Below are 17273 nucleotides of genomic sequence, written 5' to 3'. Positions count from 1 at the left end.
GGCGGCCGGCACGGAGAGCACCGGGGGGCCGGGCCGCGCACCGGATCAGGAGGCGGCGAGGACCTCGTCGCCGATGAGCGTGATCTGCTCCGCGCCGACCTCCACCGCGGCCATGTAGTGGCGCAGCCAGGAGCGCAGCCCGTCGGGGGTGCCGGTGGCGAAGGCGCCGGCCGCGCCGACGTACTCGGGCTCCCGCTCGCAGTGGCCGACGTCGACGGCGACCAGTCCACGCGGGTCGAAGCCGGTGGAGATCAGCACCAGTCGGGCGGCGGCCCGCGCCACCACGCCGGACGGGCCGGCGAACGGACGCAGGTTCAGCAGTTCGCCGTGCACCACGGCGGCCAGCACCAGGGGCGACACCTTTGTGCCCCCGGCCACCAGCCCGGCCAGCCCGTCCAGGCGGGCCGCCACCACCGGGTCGGACACCGGACGGCCCAGCTCCGCCTCGGCCACGACGTCGCGGGCCGCGAGCACGTGCAGCCGGGCGAGGGCCTGGCGCGGCGCCTTCGGCCAGAGTTCGCTCAGCCCGGGCAGCGCCCCGGCCACCCGCAGCGCGCCTTGGAGCACCGGATCGGTGACGGTGCCCGCGCGTACCTCCTCGCGGTCGTGCACCCGGCCCTCCAGCGCGGCGCTGGCCACGGCCGAGCGGAGGCTGACCTCGGCGGCGACCTGGCCGCCCTGGCGGCGCAGCGCGCGGTGCCGGTGGGCCTGGTCGACCCGGTCGCGGGCCCGCTCGACGGCGGGCGCGATGTCGGCGAGCGCGAGCAGCGGGGCGAGCGGGTCGGTGGTCACCCCGCCACGCTAGCGATCCCCGCACCCCGCCGGAGCGCCAGCCGCCGGGAAGCGACGCGAACCACTCTCCACTTACTGCTCGGCGCGTCCGAAGGGCCACTGGGCGCGTGACGGCGGACCCGGCGGTCGCGGCGGGGGGCGCGCCGGGACTAACCTCTCCCGGGTAGGAGACGCAGGTCACGCGATGAAGGAGTCACCGCATGAGCGAGGCATTGGCCAACTTGCTGAACGAGACGCGCCAGTTCCCGCCGCCGGCCGAGCTCGCCGCGAACGCCAACGTGACCGCGGACGCGTACGGCGAGGCGGCCGAGGACCGGCTCGCCTTCTGGGAGCGCCAGGCCGGGCGGCTGCACTGGGACCGGCAGTGGGACCAGGTGCTCGACTGGTCGAACGCCCCGTTCGCGAAGTGGTTCGTGGGCGGTCAGCTCAACGTGGCGTACAACTGCCTGGACCGGCACGTGGAGGCCGGTCGCGGCGACAAGGTGGCGATCCACTGGGAGGGCGAGCCGGGTGACACCCGGACCGTCACCTACGCGGACCTGCACAAGCTCACCTGCCAGGCGGCGAACGCGCTGACCGAGTTGGGCGTCACGGCCGGCGACCGGGTGGCGATCTACCTGCCGATGATCCCCGAGGCCGCGGTGGCGATGCTCGCCTGCGCCCGGATCGGCGCCACGCACAGCGTGGTGTTCGGCGGCTTCTCGGCCGACGCGCTGACCAACCGGATCCAGGACGCCAGCGCCAAGGTGGTGATCACCGCGGACGGCGGTTTCCGCCGGGGCAAGCCGTCCGCGCTCAAGCCGACCGTCGACGAGGCGGTGGCGAAGTGCCCGTCGGTGGAGCACGTGCTGGTCGTCCGCCGCACCGGCGAGGAGGTCGCCTGGTCGGCGAAGGACCACTGGTGGCACGAGACGGTGGAGACCGCCTCGCCGGAGCACGCCGCGCAGCCGTTCGACGCCGAGCACCCGCTGTACATCCTCTACACCAGCGGCACCACGGCCCGGCCCAAGGGCATCCTGCACACCACCGGCGGCTACCTCACCCAGACGTCGTACACGACGCACGCGGTCTTCGACCTCAAGCCGGAGACCGATGTCTACTGGTGCACCGCCGACATCGGCTGGGTCACCGGGCACTCCTACATCGTTTACGGCCCGCTCTCCAACGGCGCCACCCAGGTCATGTACGAGGGCACCCCGGACACCCCGCACAAGGGCCGGTTCTGGGAGATCGTCGACAAGTACAAGGTCACCATCCTGTACACCGCGCCGACCCTGATCCGCACCATGATGAAGTGGGGCGAGGACATCCCCGCCGGCTACGACCTCTCCTCGCTGCGCCTGCTGGGCAGCGTCGGTGAGCCGATCAACCCGGAGGCGTGGATCTGGTACCGGCAGCACGTCGGCCGGGGCGAGCTGCCCATCGTCGACACCTGGTGGCAGACCGAGACCGGCGCGATCATGATCTCTCCGCTGCCGGGCGTCACCGAGGCCAAGCCCGGCTCGGCGATGACCGCGCTGCCCGGCATCGTCGCGGACGTGGCGGACGACCAGGGCCAGTCGGTGCCCAACGGCGGGGGCGGCTACCTGGTGCTCCGCGAGCCGTGGCCGTCGATGCTGCGCACCATCTGGGGCGACGACAACCGCTTCATCGAGACCTACTGGTCGCGCTTCGGGGCCGGCGCCAACCACGGGGACGACTGGGTCTACTTCGCCGGCGACGGGGCGAAGAAGGACGACGACGGGCACATCTGGCTGCTCGGCCGGGTCGATGACGTGATGCTGGTGTCCGGCCACAACATCTCCACCACCGAGGTGGAGTCGGCGCTGGTCAGCCACCCGTCGGTGGCCGAGGCGGCGGTGGTCGGCGCGACCGACCCGACCACCGGCCAGGCGATCGTGGCGTTCGCCATCCCGCGCGGCAGCACGGACATCTCCGGCGAGGCCGGCGAGCGGCTCATCGCCGACCTGCGCAACCACGTGGCGAAGACGCTCGGCCCGATCGCCAAGCCCCGGCAGATCATGCTGGTGCCGGAACTGCCGAAGACCCGTTCCGGCAAGATCATGCGCCGGCTGCTGCGGGACGTGGCGGAGAACCGGTCGCTCGGCGACGTCACCACGCTGCAGGACTCCTCGGTCATGGACCTGATCTCCTCGGGCATGGGAGGCGGCAAGTCCGACGAGGACTGAGCGCAGACGTACCCATGACGGTGGGTGGTGGTCCGGACGGGCCGCCACCCACCGTCGTTCTGTTGAGACACCTGTCGGAAATTCGGTGGAGGCCCGGCAGGCTGATCGGCCAGAGGCTATGTCGTCATCGTGCTGGGCACCGGCAACCCGGGTGACGCGGGCGTCGCGTACGGCGTCTCGATCGCGATCAAGGGAGCCGCCAAGGACAACTCGTACGCGACGGCGTACGTGACCCCGGCGACCCCGTGACCTGACACGCCGAAGGGCGCGTCGGAACCACACGACGGGGCCCGTCCGGAGCACACTGCTCCGGACGGGCCCCGTCCCTTTGTTACGCGCCGACAATTTCTTTCCGCCGCCGTGTGACATTTTTGCGGGCTCCTGCGCTCCCCTTTGGGGACCTCATAATCGCCGTCACGCTCGGTGATCGTGGCCGAAACGTGATGTGAGCCCGGGCCCAGGCGCTGAGCCTTTTCGCCCCGAATTGCCAGACAAAAGAGCGTGTTCCTCGGGTGATTGACCGGTGACAACGATGCAAACACCTGTCATTGTGAGTGACGCATGACATGACAGTGATGGCTTTGCCTGTCTCTGTCATGTAACAGATCCACAAAGGAGGAGGACCTTTGAGGAGACGAGTCACAGCGGGCCTGGCCTCGGCCGCGGCCGCGCTGCTGGCAGCCGGTGTCGTCACGACGCCGGCGTCCGCTGCCCCGGCGGCGGAGCCCACCCCCGGCGTCGAGAAGGCGAAGCACAAGGACAACCTCCCGGATCCGAAGGCGGATCAGCAGCGGGAGCTCAAGAAGCAGGCGATCTCCGACCTGCTGACGGGCAAGGCCAAGCTTCAGACGCGCAACGGCTCGAAGGTCATCCAGGTCAAGGACGACCTGTTCGTCGAGTACCAGCAGGCGCCGAAGGAAGACCCCATCTTCACGATGCTGGTCAACTTCGGCACCAAGACCGACCCCCGCGCCGGCGGCACCGCCGGCCCGACGGTCGGCAACATCCCGGAGCCGGACCGGAACTGGGACGGCAGCTCCACCGACGACAACAGCACCATGTGGCGGTCCGACTTCAGCCGGGCTCACTACATGGACATGTTCTACGGTGAGGGCGAGTCGTTCCGGGACTTCTACCTGAAGCAGTCCGGTGGTCGTTACACGGTCAAGGGCGACGTCAGCGACTGGATCACGGTGCCTTACAACGAGGCTCGTTACGGCCACAACGACGACCCGAACAACCCGAACGACAACATCTCCGAGGCCGAGGGCTACTGGAACTTCGTCCGGGACACCGCCACGTCCTGGTACCAGACCCAGAAGACGGCCGGCAAGTCGGCCCAGGAGATCAAGGACTACCTCAAGCAGTTCGACGTCTGGGACCGGTACGACTTCGACGGCGACGGCAACTTCAACGAGCCCGACGGCTACATCGACCACTTCCAGGCGGTGCACGCCGGTGAGGGTGAGGAGGCCGGCGGCGGCGCCGAGGGCGAGGACGCCATCTGGTCCCACCGCTGGGCGGCGTTCACCAACCTCGCGGGCAAGGCCGGCCCCGCCGGCAACCTGAACGGTGGTGTGCAGATCGGCGACACCGGGATGTGGATCCGTGACTACACCACGGAGCCGGAGAACGGTGGTCTGGGCGTCTTCGCCCACGAGTACGGTCACGACCTGGGTCTGCCGGACCTGTACGACACCGCTGGTGGCGACAACGGCACCGGTTTCTGGACGCTGATGTCCTCGGGTTCGTGGCTCGGCCACGGCACCGACGACATCGGCACGACCCCGGGCTACATGGACCCGTGGTCGAAGCTCTTCCTGGGCTGGCTGAACCACAGCACGGTCGACTACGGCAAGGGCAGCACCCAGGTGACCCTCGGCCCGGCCGGTGACAGCGACGGGCCGAAGGCCCAGGCGGTCGTGGTCAACCTGCCCGCCCAGACGCAGACCACGAACTACAACACGCCGTTCGGCGGGTCGTACGAGTGGTGGGGCGGCAGCGAGGACTACCTGGACACCACGCTGACCCGCACCCTCGACCTGACCGGCGCGACCACCGCGTCGATCACCTCGAAGCTGATGTACGACATCGAAGAGGATTACGACTACCTCTACGCGGAGGTGTCGACCGATGGCGGCGCCACCTGGGCCGACCTGAAGAACAACCTGATCAAGCCGGGCGCGAACGGCATCACCGGCTCCAGCAGTGGTGCGTGGGTCGACTCGACCTACGACCTGTCGGCGTACGCCGGCAAGACGGTGCTGTTCCGTTACCGCTACAACACCGACGGCGGCGTGCACTACGCCGGTGCGTTCCTGGACAACGTCTCGCTGACCAAGAACGGCGCCGTCGCCTGGACCGACGACGCGGAGAACCTGGCCGCGGAGTGGACCGCGAAGGGCTGGAACCGGATCACCGGCTCGGTGACCGACACCTACCCCCGCTTCTACATCGCCGAGAACCGGACCTACTTCGGTTACGACGACACGCTGCGGACCGGTCCGTACAACTACGGGTTCGCCAGCCGCCCGAACTGGGTGGAGCACCTCTCGAACCAGCCCGGCATGCTGGTCTGGTACGTGAACTACGCGTACGGCGACAACAACACCTCGGAGCACCCGGGCTACGGCCTGGACCTGCCGGTCGACGTCCGGCCGGGCAAGATCCAGGTTGGCAACCAGGGCACCATCACCAACCGGCGCAACGGCTACGACGCGACGTTCAGCCTGTACGCCAAGCCGGCGCAGACCTTCCACATGAACGACGTGGCGGTCACCGTTCCGGAGCTTGCCCCGAACCCGGTCTTCACCGACAACGGGGTGAACAAGTACTGGAACAGCAACAACCCGTGGAACTCGGTGAAGGTCGCCGGCAGCGGCACCAAGATCGAGATCCTGCAGCAGGGCACCACCCCGACCAGCGACATGGTCATCAAGATCACCAACTGATCGGGTAGCACCAGACCGGAAGGGGCCGGTGGCGGCGACGCCACCGGCCCCTTTCGCGTACCCCGAAAACCTTTCGCCCCAGCTCAACCCACCTGATCGACTGATCCCGATGTGACGCTGAGGAGCGTTCCCAACAAAAAGTTGCTACAAATCGACGCGTCTGTCTTCCCACGCGTCACGGGAATGTTTATCTTCACCAGTGGTCCCACTAGGACCTTCCACCGGCCCGTACCCCCGTTGGGCCGGTTCCCTCACACCGGAGGTACCACGTGCGCAAAGTCGCAGTGGGTCTGCTCGGGCTTTCGCTGACGGCGACGGGACTGGTGGCCGGCACAGCCGCCAGCGCGGCGCCGACGCCGAAGCTGCCGGCTGCCGCTCCGGCGGCGGCCGAGCCGCAGGCCCCTCACGATCTGCCGGACAAGTTCGAGGACAAGCGGCGGGCGCTCCGCCAGGAGGGCCTCAGCGAGGTCCTGTCCGGCCGGGCCAAGGCCCAGAAGATCAACGGCAGCACCGTCGTCAAGGTCGGCGAGACCGCCGGCGGCGCGGCGGCGGCGGCCGGCGCCCGGACCGCCAGCAACAAGGCGGGCAAGAAGGACCAGTACGTCGAGCTGGAGCGCGAGCGGACCGACAAGATCTTCGTGATCCTTGCCGAGTTCGGCGATGAGCGCGACCCGGCCTACCCGGACAAGGACATCAACCCGGACATCGCGGGTCCGACCGGGTTCGACGGTCCGCAGCACAACGAGATCCCGGCACCCAACCGGGCGGTGGACAACTCCACCGTCTGGCAGCCCGACTACAGCCCGGAGCACTTCCGCCAGCTGTACTTCGGCACCAACCCGGGCGACGAGTCGCTCAAGCAGTACTACGAGGCCCAGTCGTCCGGCCGCTACACGGTCGACGGCCAGGTCACCGACTGGGTGAAGGTCAAGTACAACGCCGCCCGCTACGGCCGCTCGGACGACCCGGTGGCGGACGACGACGTGAAAAACCCGGCCAACGACCCGGCCGTCTGCGACAGCAACGTCTGCCAGAACACCTGGGACCTGATCCGCGACGCCGCCAACCAGTGGGTCGCCGACCAGAAGGCCAAGGGCCGCACCGACGCCCAGATCAAGGCCGACATGCAGTCGTTCGACCAGTGGGACCGGTTCGACTACGACGGCGACGGCAACTTCAACGAGCCGGACGGCTACATCGACCACTTCCAGATCGTCCACTCCGGAGGCGACCAGGCCGACGGTGACCCGCACCAGGGTGAGGACGCCATCTGGAGCCACCGCTGGTCGGCGTACAACACCTCCCGCGTGGGTCCGCCGAACTTCCCGATCGGCGGCACCGAGATCGGCAACACCGGCATCTGGATCCGCGACTACACCATCCAGCCGGAGAACGGTGGCCGCAGCGTCTTCTACCACGAGTACGGCCACGACCTCGGTCTGCCGGACGACTACAACGTCATCAATGGTGGGGACAACAACAACGAGCACTGGACCCTGATGGCCCAGAGCCGGCTCAGCGGCAAGAACGACCAGGGCATCGGCGAGCGCGGTGGCGACCTCGGCGCCTGGAACAAGCTCCAGCTCGGCTGGCTCGACTACGAGGTGGTCAAGGCCGGGCAGAAGCGCGACCTGAACCTGGGCCCACAGGAGTACAACTCCAAGAAGGCGCAGGCCGCGGTCGTGGTGCTGCCGCAGCGGGAGTACACGTTCCAGTACGGCGCTCCATTCGAGGGCACCAAGCAGTACTTCTCCGGCAACGACGACGACCTGGACAACACCATGACCAGGACGATCGACCTCACCGGGAAGACCTCGGCGGCGCTGTCCATGAAGGGCCGCTTCAACATCGAGTCCGGCTTCGACTACCTCTTCTTCGAGGCGTCGCTGGACGGCGGCAAGACCTGGGCCGCGCTGCCCGGCACGGTCGACGGCGAGCCGATCCCGCCGGTGTCCCGGACCGACCCGACGCCGGGTCTGACCGGCAGCAGCGCGGGCAAGTGGGTGGACATCAACATCCCGCTGAACGTGGCGGCCGGCAAGGTCGCGCAGTTCAGGTTCCACTACATCACCGACGGTGGCCTCTCTGCGGGCGGCTTCTTCGGTGACGCGATCACCGTGACCGCCGACGGCCAGACCCTGCTCAGCGACGGCGCCGAGAACGGTGCCGGGGACTGGGCGCTCGACGGCTGGAGCATCACCGGCGAGAGCTACACCCGGCTCTTCGACAACTACTACATCGCCGGCAACCGGTCGTACGTCTCGTACGACAAGTACCTGAAGACCGGCCCGTACTACTTCGGCTACGCGAACACCCGCCCGGACTGGGTGGACCACTACGCGTACCAGGAGGGTCTGCTGATCTCGTACTGGAACCTCCGGTACGCGGACAACGACACGTTCGAGCACCCGGGCGAGGGTCGCAACCTGATAATCGACGCGCACCCGCGGCCGATCTACAACCTGACCGGCGCCCCGTGGCGGGCCCGCGTCCAGGTCTACGACGCGCCGTTCAGCCTGAAGAAGGCGGACTCGTTCACGCTGCACATCAACAGCCAGCCGCAGTACATCCGTGGCCAGGCCGCGCAGCCGCTGTTCGACGACACCAAGCAGTACTGGTACCCGGAGCTGCCGAACCACGGCGTCAAGCTCCCCGCCACCGGCGTCAAGATCAAGGTTCTCCAGCAGGACGGCACCTCGATGAAGGTCCGCTTCTCCTGAGCCGCTGATCGCCGCTACACCCCGCGATGCCCGGGCAGGTCACCTGCCCGGGCATCGCCCTTTTCCCCGCCCGGGCCGACCGCGGGCCGTCCGGCGATGTCCCGGAGAATCCCCTGATCCTGCGCACCTGCGGGGCCACCCGCGCGCTGCCCGCCCTAGGCTGTGCCCCATGACCGACCAGCGCGGCGGACCCGTCGACGAGTCCTGCGTCCTCCCCGAGGGGCCGTGGACGCACCGGTTCGTCGGCGCCAACGGCAGCCGGTTCCACGTCGTCGAGGCCGGCACCGGCCCCATGGTGCTCTTCCTGCACGGCTTCCCCGAATACTGGTACGCCTGGCACGAGATGCTGCCGGCGGTCGCCGACGCCGGCTTCCGCGCGGTCGCCGTCGACCTGCGCGGTTACGGCGCGAGCGACAAGCCACCCCGGGGGTACGACGGCTACACCCTCGCCGCCGACGTGGCCGGGCTGATCCGAGCCCTCGGCGAGCGATCGGCCACCCTGGTCGGCAGCGGCGCCGGCGGCCTCATCGCCTGGACCGCCGCCTCGTTCCACCCCACCCTGGTCCGGCGGCTCGTGGTGCTCGGCGCGCCGCACCCGCTCCGGCTCCGGGCCGCCCTCTTCGCCGACCCGCGCGGCCAGTTCAGCGCGTCCACCCCCACGCTGAAGTTCCAGCTCCCCCGCTATGAGCACGTGCTGACCCGCGATGACGCCGCCGAGGTGGAGGAGATGCTGCGCCGCTGGGGCGGGCCGCGGTGGGTGAACAGCCCCGACTTCGACGCGTACGCCCGGTGCTGCCGGGTGGCCATGCAGATCCCGCAGGCCGCGTTCTGCGCCATGGAGGGCTACCGCTGGGCGTTCCGGTCGGTACTACGGCTGCACGGCTACCGGTTCGTCCGGCTGATGCAGAAGCCGCTGGTCACCCCGACCCTCCAGCTGCACGGCGCGCTCGACCGGGCCTCGCTGCCCCGAACCGCCCAGGGCTCCGGCCGCTACGTCACCGCCCCCTACGAGTGGCGGCTGCTCGACGGGGTCGGCCACTTTCCGCACGTGGAGGCCCGGGACCTGGTGCTCGGCGAGATCCTGCGCTGGACGAAGTCCTGACTAGACCCGCTTCTCGCGCAGGCCGGTCACCTCGTTCGCGGGTGCCCAGCCCTGGTAGACGCCGAAGTCGAAGGCCTCCAGCCCCATCCCCTGAGCCACCGGCCAGCGGCCCCCGGTGTACTCCACCCGCAGCCAGCCGTCGTGCTCGGCCAGCACGATGAACGGCTGCCCCTGCCAGGTGCAGGTGGTCCGCACGTACGCCAGGTCCTCGATCTCGGTTGCCGGCACCACCCGGACGTGCCGGCCGGGGCGTACCTCGGTGAAGCCCTCGCCCGGTTTCGGCTGGTAGAGGCGGACGTCGCCGCCGTCCGGGCTCGCCTGGTACTCCCGGCCCCGCCAGCGGGCCACGTAGCCGTCGCGGGTCACGCGTCACCCGCCCTGCGCCACACCAGCGCGTCGGTGTCCAGCACCGCGACCACCCGCTCGCTGCGGTCCGCGCCGATCCGCCGCAGCTCGGCCCCGTGCGGCAGCCGGGCGCTGTCCACCTTGAACTCGGCGACCACGTCGCTGCTCTCGCCCGGCGCGAAGCCGTTGCCGCGGAACGGGGGCCGCTCGATCACCCAGCCCTCCATGGCCCGCATGGCGCCCTCGTTCTGCCCGCCGTACGGGATCCGGTAGAGGCTCGGCCGGTAGGCCGGCCAGCGCAGCACATAGATTTCCTCGGCATCCCGGGAGAACGGCGAGCCGGGGTGGCCGAGCCCGAGCGCGTCGTACAGCTCGGCCGGCGTGCCGAGGTGGGCCAGCTCGCTGGCCCGGTGCACGAAGCCGGAAACCCGGTCGTAGCCGCGCTCCAGGTAGTAGGCGAGCTGGCTCGGGGCGATCGCCTTCTGCATGGTAACCGGGCGGGTCGGGTCCACCGGCGGCGGGGCGGGCCGGGGCTCGGGCGCCGGTGCCGGTGCGGGGGCGGGCGGCTCCGGGGTCTCCGGGTCGTCGCCCAACCCCACCTCGGCGGCCCAGTTGGCCAGCGCGAGGACCTGCTCCCCCGGGTACGTCGCCCCGACCGGGGTGCCCGGGTTCACCGCGAACGACCAGTTCACGTCCGGCCAGCGGCGGATGAGCTGGACGAACTTGACCCGTACCGTCTCGATCGGGCCGCCGACCCGGTCCGCCAGCCGCTCGGGCGAGGTGTAGACCACCACGTACGCGCCGCCGTCGATCTGCTCGGTGCACCAGACGAAGCCGGGATCACCCGGCCGGCTGCCCACCGCCGAGTCGCCCGCGACCGGCAGCAGCACCCGGGCGAGGAGCAGGGTGGTGAGGAAGCCGTCAGTGCTGCCGCTGCCCGCCGCGGCCAGCAGTTCCTCCTCCACCTCGTTCGCCGGCACGAAGTCGGCCTCCCCGGTCGCGGCGGCGCTGCCACCGCCGTCCCCAGGGGACGGAACGCCGGTGGAGCCGGCGGCGGTGGGCTGCTCCGACGGCACGAGCCCGGGCGCGAACAGCGACGTGGTCGGCTCGTCCGCTGTGGCGGTCGGCGCGAACAGCGGCACGTCCGGCTGCGCGGGCGGCTCGTACAACGGCGGGGGCGGCTGCGCGGACGGCGCGAACAGCGGCGCGGTCGACTCGGGTGCCGGGGAGGTCGGCGCGAACAACGACGTGGTCGCCTCGTCCGCCGGCGCACCCCGGTCGGACGACGACACCACCGGGGCGATCGGGGGCGCCACCAGGGGCGCGGTCGTCTCCTCCGGCGGCACGACCGACGGTCCGTCGAGGTCCTCGCCTGGGGCGGCCGGGGTGAACAGCGATGCGCGCGGGTCGTCCGCCGTCTCAGACGGGTCGAACAGCGGCACAGTCGGCTCGGCCGGGGTGTCGTAGCGGCGTTCTCCCCGGGCCGCGGCCGGGAACTCGGCAGCCGCGGCGCGATCGGGGCCCGGCGACGTGGGTGGGTCGACCGACAGCGCCAGGGTGGGGTCGGTGGGGCCGGCCCAGGGCGCCGCCGAGCCGTCCTCGGTCCGGGACGCGGCCGGCACCGTGGCCGACGCCATCGCGGAGGCGGCGGCGGGCACCGTGGGCACCGCGTACGGCTCGGGCGGCGCGGTCAGGTCACGGGACTCGATGACGGTGCCCTCGATGACGATCGGGGTGAAGCCCCGACGCGGCGCGGGCGGGCCGGACACCGGCTCGGCGATCGACGGCGGAAGCTCCTCGGCCTCGGCGGGGTCGCCCGGGCCGGGGGTCGGCCGGGGCGGCTCGTCCGGGCCCGGTTCGTCACCGGAGCCGGCGCGTCGTCGGGGCAGCGCCTGGGTGGTCTCCCCGGACGGCGCGGCGGGGCGGAACGGCCGAGCCGGCTCCTCCCGCCCAGCCGTCGGGGCCGGTCCGGCGGAGTCCACCCGGAACGCCTGGGTCGGCTCCTCGGGCACCGGCTCGGTCAGCGGCCGGCGGCGCGGGAACGGCTGGCCGCCACCGGCGAACCGTGAGGCCGGCCGGTCCCCGGTCCGGTTCGGCGCGTCAAGCGGCGAGGACCGCCGGGTCGGGCGGCCCGGGGCGGGCTCGAAGAAGGACCGGGCGGGCGGTGGCGCCGGTTCGGCCGGCCGGCCGTTGGCCGACCCGGAGCGGCCGGGCTCGGGGAACGGATCCGACTCGTCGGGACGCCGGCGCAGGTCGGTGAGCCAGCCGGCGAGGTTGTCCTGATCGGCGCCGCCGGGTCCGACCGGTCGCGCGTCGTCGGGCGTACGGCGGCCGAGCGGACGGGCCGGACGACCGTTCGCCGGGTCGGGGCGGCGGGCCGGCGGCGGGGTGGACGGATCGGCCGTGCCGGCGACGGTGGCCCGGGCGCTCGGAACGGGAACGGTCGGGATCGGAACAGTCGAGGGCTCCCCGTCGGCGGGCCCGCGTCCACTCCGGGCCGGCGGGACCGGACCGGGCGGGACGCGCCCTCCCGCCGTCGGGGGCACCGGCGACGGCGGGGAGTCCCGGCCGGGCGTGGACGGGCCACCCCGGCCGGCGGCCCGAACGGCGCTCTCCACCCGCTCCAGGCGGGCCCGGGCACCCATCGTCCGGCCCGGCAGCCGGACGTCGCCCCGGGCGAGCTGCGCGACGAACCAGGCGGGCAGGTAGCCCTCGATGGGCAGCCCCGGGTTGACCGCCAGCCACCACTCGTGGTTGGGCCAGTCCGCGGCCAGGTCGGCGTACGGGACGCGACGGGTGGCGCCCGCGTTCTCCCCCAGGCAGGCGCGCAGCGCGGAGGCGGAGGTGAAGGCCAGGATGTGCGTCCGGCCCCCGGTGGTCCAGGTGCCCCAGCCCGTCGGGCTCTGCCCGGTGAGCGTCTCCGCGGCGACCGGCAGGAGCAGCTCGACGCGGGTCAGGATGCGGAAGTAGAGCTGCTGGTCCTGCGCGCGCAGCGCGTCCCGCATCGCCACCTCGGCCTCGGCGGCCGGTTCCCATCCGGTCACGGCCACCTCTCCTTCCGCGCACAGGCCACAGGCATCGCCTACAACCTACAAGGTGGTAACAAGATCACAATGCCTGGCCATCGACGGTCGGCCGGGTCGTCGGCGACGCGCTAACATCCCGTTCCGGAGTCGACACGATACGGAGGCCGTCGATGTCCCGGCCCACCGCGCGCCCGGCCCTGGCCGTCCTGGCGGCCCTTCTCGTCGCCGGGTTGCCGGCCGCCCCGGCGGCGGCCCGCGCGCCGTCGGCCTGCGCCGCGCCGCCCGCGCCGGCCCGCCCCGTCGAGGACCAGCCCTGGCCGCAGCAACGGTACGCGCCCGACCGGCTGACCCCGCTCGCGACCGGCGCCGGCGTGGTCGTGGCGGTGGTCGACTCCGGGGTGGACCGGTCCCACCCCCAGCTCACCGGCCAGGTCCTCGACGGGGCCGACTTCCTCGACCCGGGCGGCGACGGCACCCGGGACTGCGCCGGGCACGGCACCGGCGTGGCGAGCATCATCGCCGCCGCACCCCGGCCGGGTGTGGCCTTCCGCGGGCTGGCGCCGGGCGCCCGCATCCTGCCCGTACGCGTCAGCGAACAGCAGGTGGTCGACGGGCGGGAGTCGGGGCGCACGGTCGACGCCGCCGACTTCGCCCGGGCCGTCCGCTGGGCGGTGGACCACGACGCCGACGTGGTCAACCTCTCCGTCGTGCTGTACGCGGACCACCCCGCCGTGCGCGCCGCGATCGCCTACGCGGTGCGGCGGGACGTCGTGGTGGTGGCCGCCGCCGGCAACCTGCACGACACCGGCGATCCCCGGCCGTACCCGGCCGCGTACGACGGGGTGCTCGGGGTGGGTGCGGTCGGGGCGGACGGCACCCGCGCCGCCTTCTCCCAGACCGGCCCGTACGTCGACCTGGTCGCCCCCGGCACCGACGTGCTGATGGCGGCGCCCGGGCAGGGCCACCACCGGGCGGAGGGGACGAGCTACGCGGCGCCCTTCGTGGCTGGCACCGCGGCGCTGCTCCGGCAGTACCGCCCCGAACTGGGTGCGGCCGAGGTCGCCCGGCGGATCGCGGCGAGCGCCGACCCGGCCCCGGGAGGGCACGACGGCTACGGCGCCGGGGTGCTGAACCCGTACCGCGCGGTGACCGAGTCGAGCGGCGGGACGGCCGCCCGCACCGGGGCCGGGGCGGCGCTGCCGGTCGACCGGCCGGACGCGGCGGAACTGGCCCGCCGGGCGCGCCGAGCGACGGCCCGGGACCGGGCGCTGCTGGTGGCCGGCGCGACCGGGGCGGCGGCCACGGTGGTGGTGCTGCTCGCCGTGGTGCTGCCCCGCGGGGCACGCCGCCGGTGGCACCCGGCTGACCCGACCTGACCCGCACCGCCGCGGGCGTGATCCCGTGCGGCAAAGCGACGGGCGGCACGGGCGGGAGCCGCCCGTGCCGCCCGTCGGCGGATCACTGGAACAGGTTGACGTTCCGCTTCTCCGTGTCGAGATAGTCGGCCGCGGAGTCCTCCACGGCCAGCTTGATGTCGCGCAGCATGGCCTGGAGATCCTGCGAGGCGGCCCGCCAGCGGGCCTGCCGCTGCTCGTACGCCTCGCGGGCCTCGCCGGACCAGCTCGCCACCAGCGGGGCAGCGTCGCGTTCGAGCTGCCCGAGCTGGCTCTCGAGGGTGGTCAGCGCCCTCTGGATGTCCGCGCCCGCCTGGTGCAGGGCGGCGAAATTGACGACCAGCACACCGTGGTCCATCGGTCGGTCCTTCCCGTGCGTCAGAGGGGCAGCTGGATGCCGCGGTTGGTGCCCGACACCCGCCCGGCGGCCTCGGTGTCGGACACGTCGTACTGCTGGCCGGCGGTGCGGATCGCGGTCGCGGTCTCCCGCAGCGCCCGCTGCAGGGCCGCCTGATCCTGCGCCCACTGCTGCTTGACCTGCCCGAAGGAGCGCCCGCCGGCGCCCCGCCAGGCCTGCTGCAGCACCTCCAGCTCGGCCATCAGGCCGCTGAGCATGGTCTGCAACGACTGGTCAACCTGCTCGAACTTCGCGGCGGTCTGCTGCATCACCGCGGCTTCTGCCTGGGTCTGGGACACCCGGAGGTCACCTCGTCTCCTCGGTCGTGGCTGGTCGCCGGAAGCGACCACCGTGGACTCGCCGGAGCGCGCCCGCCGGAGAAGGGGGGAAGGGGACGGCGGCGCACTCGACGGAACTCGTCGCTGACGGTAGCGGTCCGACTCCGGTTCTGCTACCCCTCGGACTCCCCTGTGGACAACGAAGCTCTACGATGGGCCACGGCGGCGTCACCCGGCGAACGGGCGGAGGAGGTGTGGTGAGCGCGACCACCACCGACCGGCCGACGCCCACGGCCGTTAGGGCACCACAGTGGAAAAGCCGACCGGCGCCGGCGGTCCGGGCGGGGCAGGTGGTGACGGCACAGGTAGCGGTCGCCGCGCTGGTCGCGACCGTGGGCCGGGGCGTCCTGGTGACCGCGGCCGCCCTGCTGCTGGCGGCGGTCCTGCTGCCCGCCGCCTGGGCCCGGTTCCGGGGCCGATGGCTCTTCGAGTGGCTCGCCGTCGGCGCGGCCTACCTGGCGCGCCACCGTGCCCTCCCGGCGGCCGCCGGGCCGGCGGCCCTGTTGGAGCTGGCCTGCCCCGGGGCGGCGGTGCGCGCCGCCGAGCTGGCCGGCGGCCCGGCGGCGGTGCTGGAGGACGCCGCCGGGATGACCGCGCTGCTGGAGATCGGCGACCCGGACGACCTGCTCGGCGACGGCCCGCGGGAGCTGCCGCAACCGATCGCCCTGCTGCCCCCGGCGGGACCCGATAGCCCACCGGTCCGGATCCAGCTGCTGTTCTCCGCGTCGCCCGCGCCGTCGCCCGCAGCCGGGGCGGGCACGGCCGGCACGTCGTACCGCCAGCTCACCGACGGGCGGCTGGCGGCCCGCGCCCGGGCGGTGCTGGCCGTCCGGGCGCTCCGGGCCGACGGTTGGTCGGACGAGGAACTGCGCCGGGCGCTGTCCGGCACGGTCCGGCGGATCGTTCGCCGGCTCGGCCCGCTCACCGGCCGCCCGCTCGGCGGTCCCGCGGCGCTGCGCATGGTGGCCGAACTGGCCCACCACGACGCCGGGGCTCCGGTCCGGGAGAGCTGGGCGGCGGTGACCCTGGGCGGGCTGCCGCAGACCACCTGGCGGCTGCGCCGTTGGCCCGATCCGCGCACCGACGCCGCGCGGCGGCTGGTGCCCCGGCTGCTGGCGCTGCCGGCCACCGCCACCACCGTGTCGCTCTGCGTCGGTCCGCGCGCCGGCGCGGACTCCGCTCCCCTGCCGGCCGAGCTGACCGTACGCCTGGCCGCCCGCACCGCGGCGGAGCTGTCGGTGGCCGAGCGGGCGCTGCACCGCCTCGCCGGGGATCTCGGCGCGGAGCTGCGCCGACTGGACGGCGAGCACCTGGCCGGGCTGGCCGCCACCCTGCCGCTGGCGGTCGCCCGGGCGGCCGCGCCCCCGGCGGGGCCCGAGCTGACCGCCCTGGAGTTCGCCCTCGGCGAGTCCGGCTTGATGGTGGGCGCCAACCGGCACGGCGGCGCGCTGACCGTACGCCTGTTCCGCCCCACGACGACCCGCCTGCTGCTGGTCGGCGGGGTACGCGCCGCCCAGCTGCTGACCCTGCGGGCACTGGCGCTCGGCGCGCGGGTGGCGGTGCAGACCACCCGGCCCCGGGTCTGGGAGCCGTTCGTCCGCGGGGTCGGCGCGCCGGGCGGCGCGGTGCCGCTGGTGCCGCCGGGGCGACCGGTCGGCGGTGCGCCCGGGTCCCCGCTGCACCCCCTGCTGCTGGTGGTCGACGCCGGCCCGGTGCCGCCCGAGGTCGGCCCGGCGGCGGCCTGGCAGTCCGTCCTGGTGGTCCGCGACGAGCTGACCCCGGCCGACACGGCCGCGCTGGCCCGCGCCGACCTGGCGATCCTGCAACCGCTCGACCCCGGCGAGGCGGCGCTGGCCGACGCCGCGCTCGGCCTCGGCGGCTCGGCGGACTGGCTGACCCGGATCCGGGACGACATGGTGGCCGTGGTGAACCGGCGGGCGCTGCGCTGGGCGCTGCTCTCGCCGACGCCGATCGAGTCGCAACTGGTCGGTCGCCCGGCCCGCCACTGAGCCGGCACGG

At 72.8% G+C, this 17273-nt stretch carries 11 protein-coding genes; 6 read left to right on the top strand and 5 right to left on the bottom strand.

Annotated features, from left to right (window positions below; translation table 11 throughout):
* Positions 1-45 precede the first annotated feature (45 nt).
* Positions 46-792 (bottom strand): oxidoreductase, encoded by a 747-nt coding sequence (locus AB0F68_RS03085; protein ID WP_357332550.1) that lies wholly within the window; start codon positions 790-792, stop codon positions 46-48.
* Between the two features lie 200 nt (positions 793-992).
* On the opposite strand from AB0F68_RS03085, the gene acs reads away from it, so the two are divergent.
* The 4 genes from acs (at position 993) to AB0F68_RS03065 (ending at position 9754) form a co-directional block, all read left to right on the top strand.
* Positions 993-2981 (top strand): acetate--CoA ligase, encoded by a 1989-nt coding sequence (acs, locus tag AB0F68_RS03080; RefSeq protein ID WP_357332548.1) that lies wholly within the window; start codon positions 993-995, stop codon positions 2979-2981.
* 626 nt (positions 2982-3607) lie between these two features.
* Entirely contained in the window at positions 3608-5932 is a 2325-nt protein-coding gene (locus tag AB0F68_RS03075; protein WP_357332546.1) for an immune inhibitor A domain-containing protein, read from the top strand.
* A 284-nt stretch (positions 5933-6216) separates the two neighbouring features.
* Complete coding sequence (locus AB0F68_RS03070) at positions 6217-8652, top strand: immune inhibitor A domain-containing protein (protein ID WP_357332880.1); 2436 nt, start codon at positions 6217-6219, stop codon at positions 8650-8652.
* 169 nt (positions 8653-8821) lie between these two features.
* Positions 8822-9754: an alpha/beta hydrolase gene (locus AB0F68_RS03065; RefSeq protein ID WP_357332544.1), complete on the top strand. Its 933-nt coding sequence runs from the start codon at positions 8822-8824 to the stop codon at positions 9752-9754.
* On the opposite strand, the gene AB0F68_RS03060 is transcribed toward AB0F68_RS03065, so the two are convergent.
* On the bottom strand, positions 9755-10120 hold the full coding sequence (locus AB0F68_RS03060; RefSeq protein ID WP_357332542.1) for a hypothetical protein: 366 nt from the start codon (positions 10118-10120) through the stop codon (positions 9755-9757).
* On the bottom strand, positions 10117-13143 hold the full coding sequence (locus AB0F68_RS03055) for an SseB family protein (RefSeq protein WP_357332540.1): 3027 nt from the start codon (positions 13141-13143) through the stop codon (positions 10117-10119). The genes AB0F68_RS03060 and AB0F68_RS03055 overlap by 4 nt, the downstream gene beginning before the upstream one ends.
* 152 nt (positions 13144-13295) lie before the next feature.
* Between AB0F68_RS03055 and mycP the strand changes: the two genes are divergently transcribed.
* The gene (gene mycP, locus AB0F68_RS03050) at positions 13296-14501 is read left to right on the top strand and encodes a type VII secretion-associated serine protease mycosin (protein ID WP_357332538.1); all 1206 of its coding nucleotides are present in this window, start codon (positions 13296-13298) and stop codon (positions 14499-14501) included.
* A gap of 82 nt (positions 14502-14583) precedes the next feature.
* Here mycP and AB0F68_RS03045 read toward each other — a convergent pair whose 3' ends face one another.
* Positions 14584-14877: a WXG100 family type VII secretion target gene (locus AB0F68_RS03045; RefSeq protein WP_154229589.1), complete on the bottom strand. Its 294-nt coding sequence runs from the start codon at positions 14875-14877 to the stop codon at positions 14584-14586.
* A gap of 20 nt (positions 14878-14897) precedes the next feature.
* On the bottom strand, positions 14898-15215 hold the full coding sequence (locus AB0F68_RS03040; protein WP_357332536.1) for a WXG100 family type VII secretion target: 318 nt from the start codon (positions 15213-15215) through the stop codon (positions 14898-14900).
* Between the two features lie 236 nt (positions 15216-15451).
* Between AB0F68_RS03040 and eccE the strand changes: the two genes are divergently transcribed.
* Positions 15452-17263 carry a type VII secretion protein EccE gene (gene eccE, locus AB0F68_RS03035; RefSeq protein WP_357332534.1) on the top strand — a complete coding sequence of 604 codons (1812 nt, stop codon included), beginning with the start codon at positions 15452-15454 and terminating at the stop codon, positions 17261-17263.
* Positions 17264-17273: the final 10 nt, after the last annotated feature.

This window comes from Micromonospora sp. NPDC023966, assembly GCF_040639095.1.
Lineage (GTDB): Bacteria > Actinomycetota > Actinomycetes > Mycobacteriales > Micromonosporaceae > Micromonospora.
This window is presented reverse-complemented; position numbering and strand designations above follow the sequence as displayed.

What these genes read in the sequence shown, in the direction of transcription:
- AB0F68_RS03065 (WP_357332544.1), top strand. Translation starts at nt 8,822, where the DNA reads ATGACCGACCAGCGCGGCGGACCCGTCGACGAGTCCTGCGTCCTCCCC.
- AB0F68_RS03045 (WP_154229589.1), bottom strand. Translation starts at nt 14,877, where the DNA reads ATGGACCACGGTGTGCTGGTCGTCAATTTCGCCGCCCTGCACCAGGCG.
- mycP (WP_357332538.1), top strand. Translation starts at nt 13,296, where the DNA reads ATGTCCCGGCCCACCGCGCGCCCGGCCCTGGCCGTCCTGGCGGCCCTT.
- acs (WP_357332548.1), top strand. Translation starts at nt 993, where the DNA reads ATGAGCGAGGCATTGGCCAACTTGCTGAACGAGACGCGCCAGTTCCCG.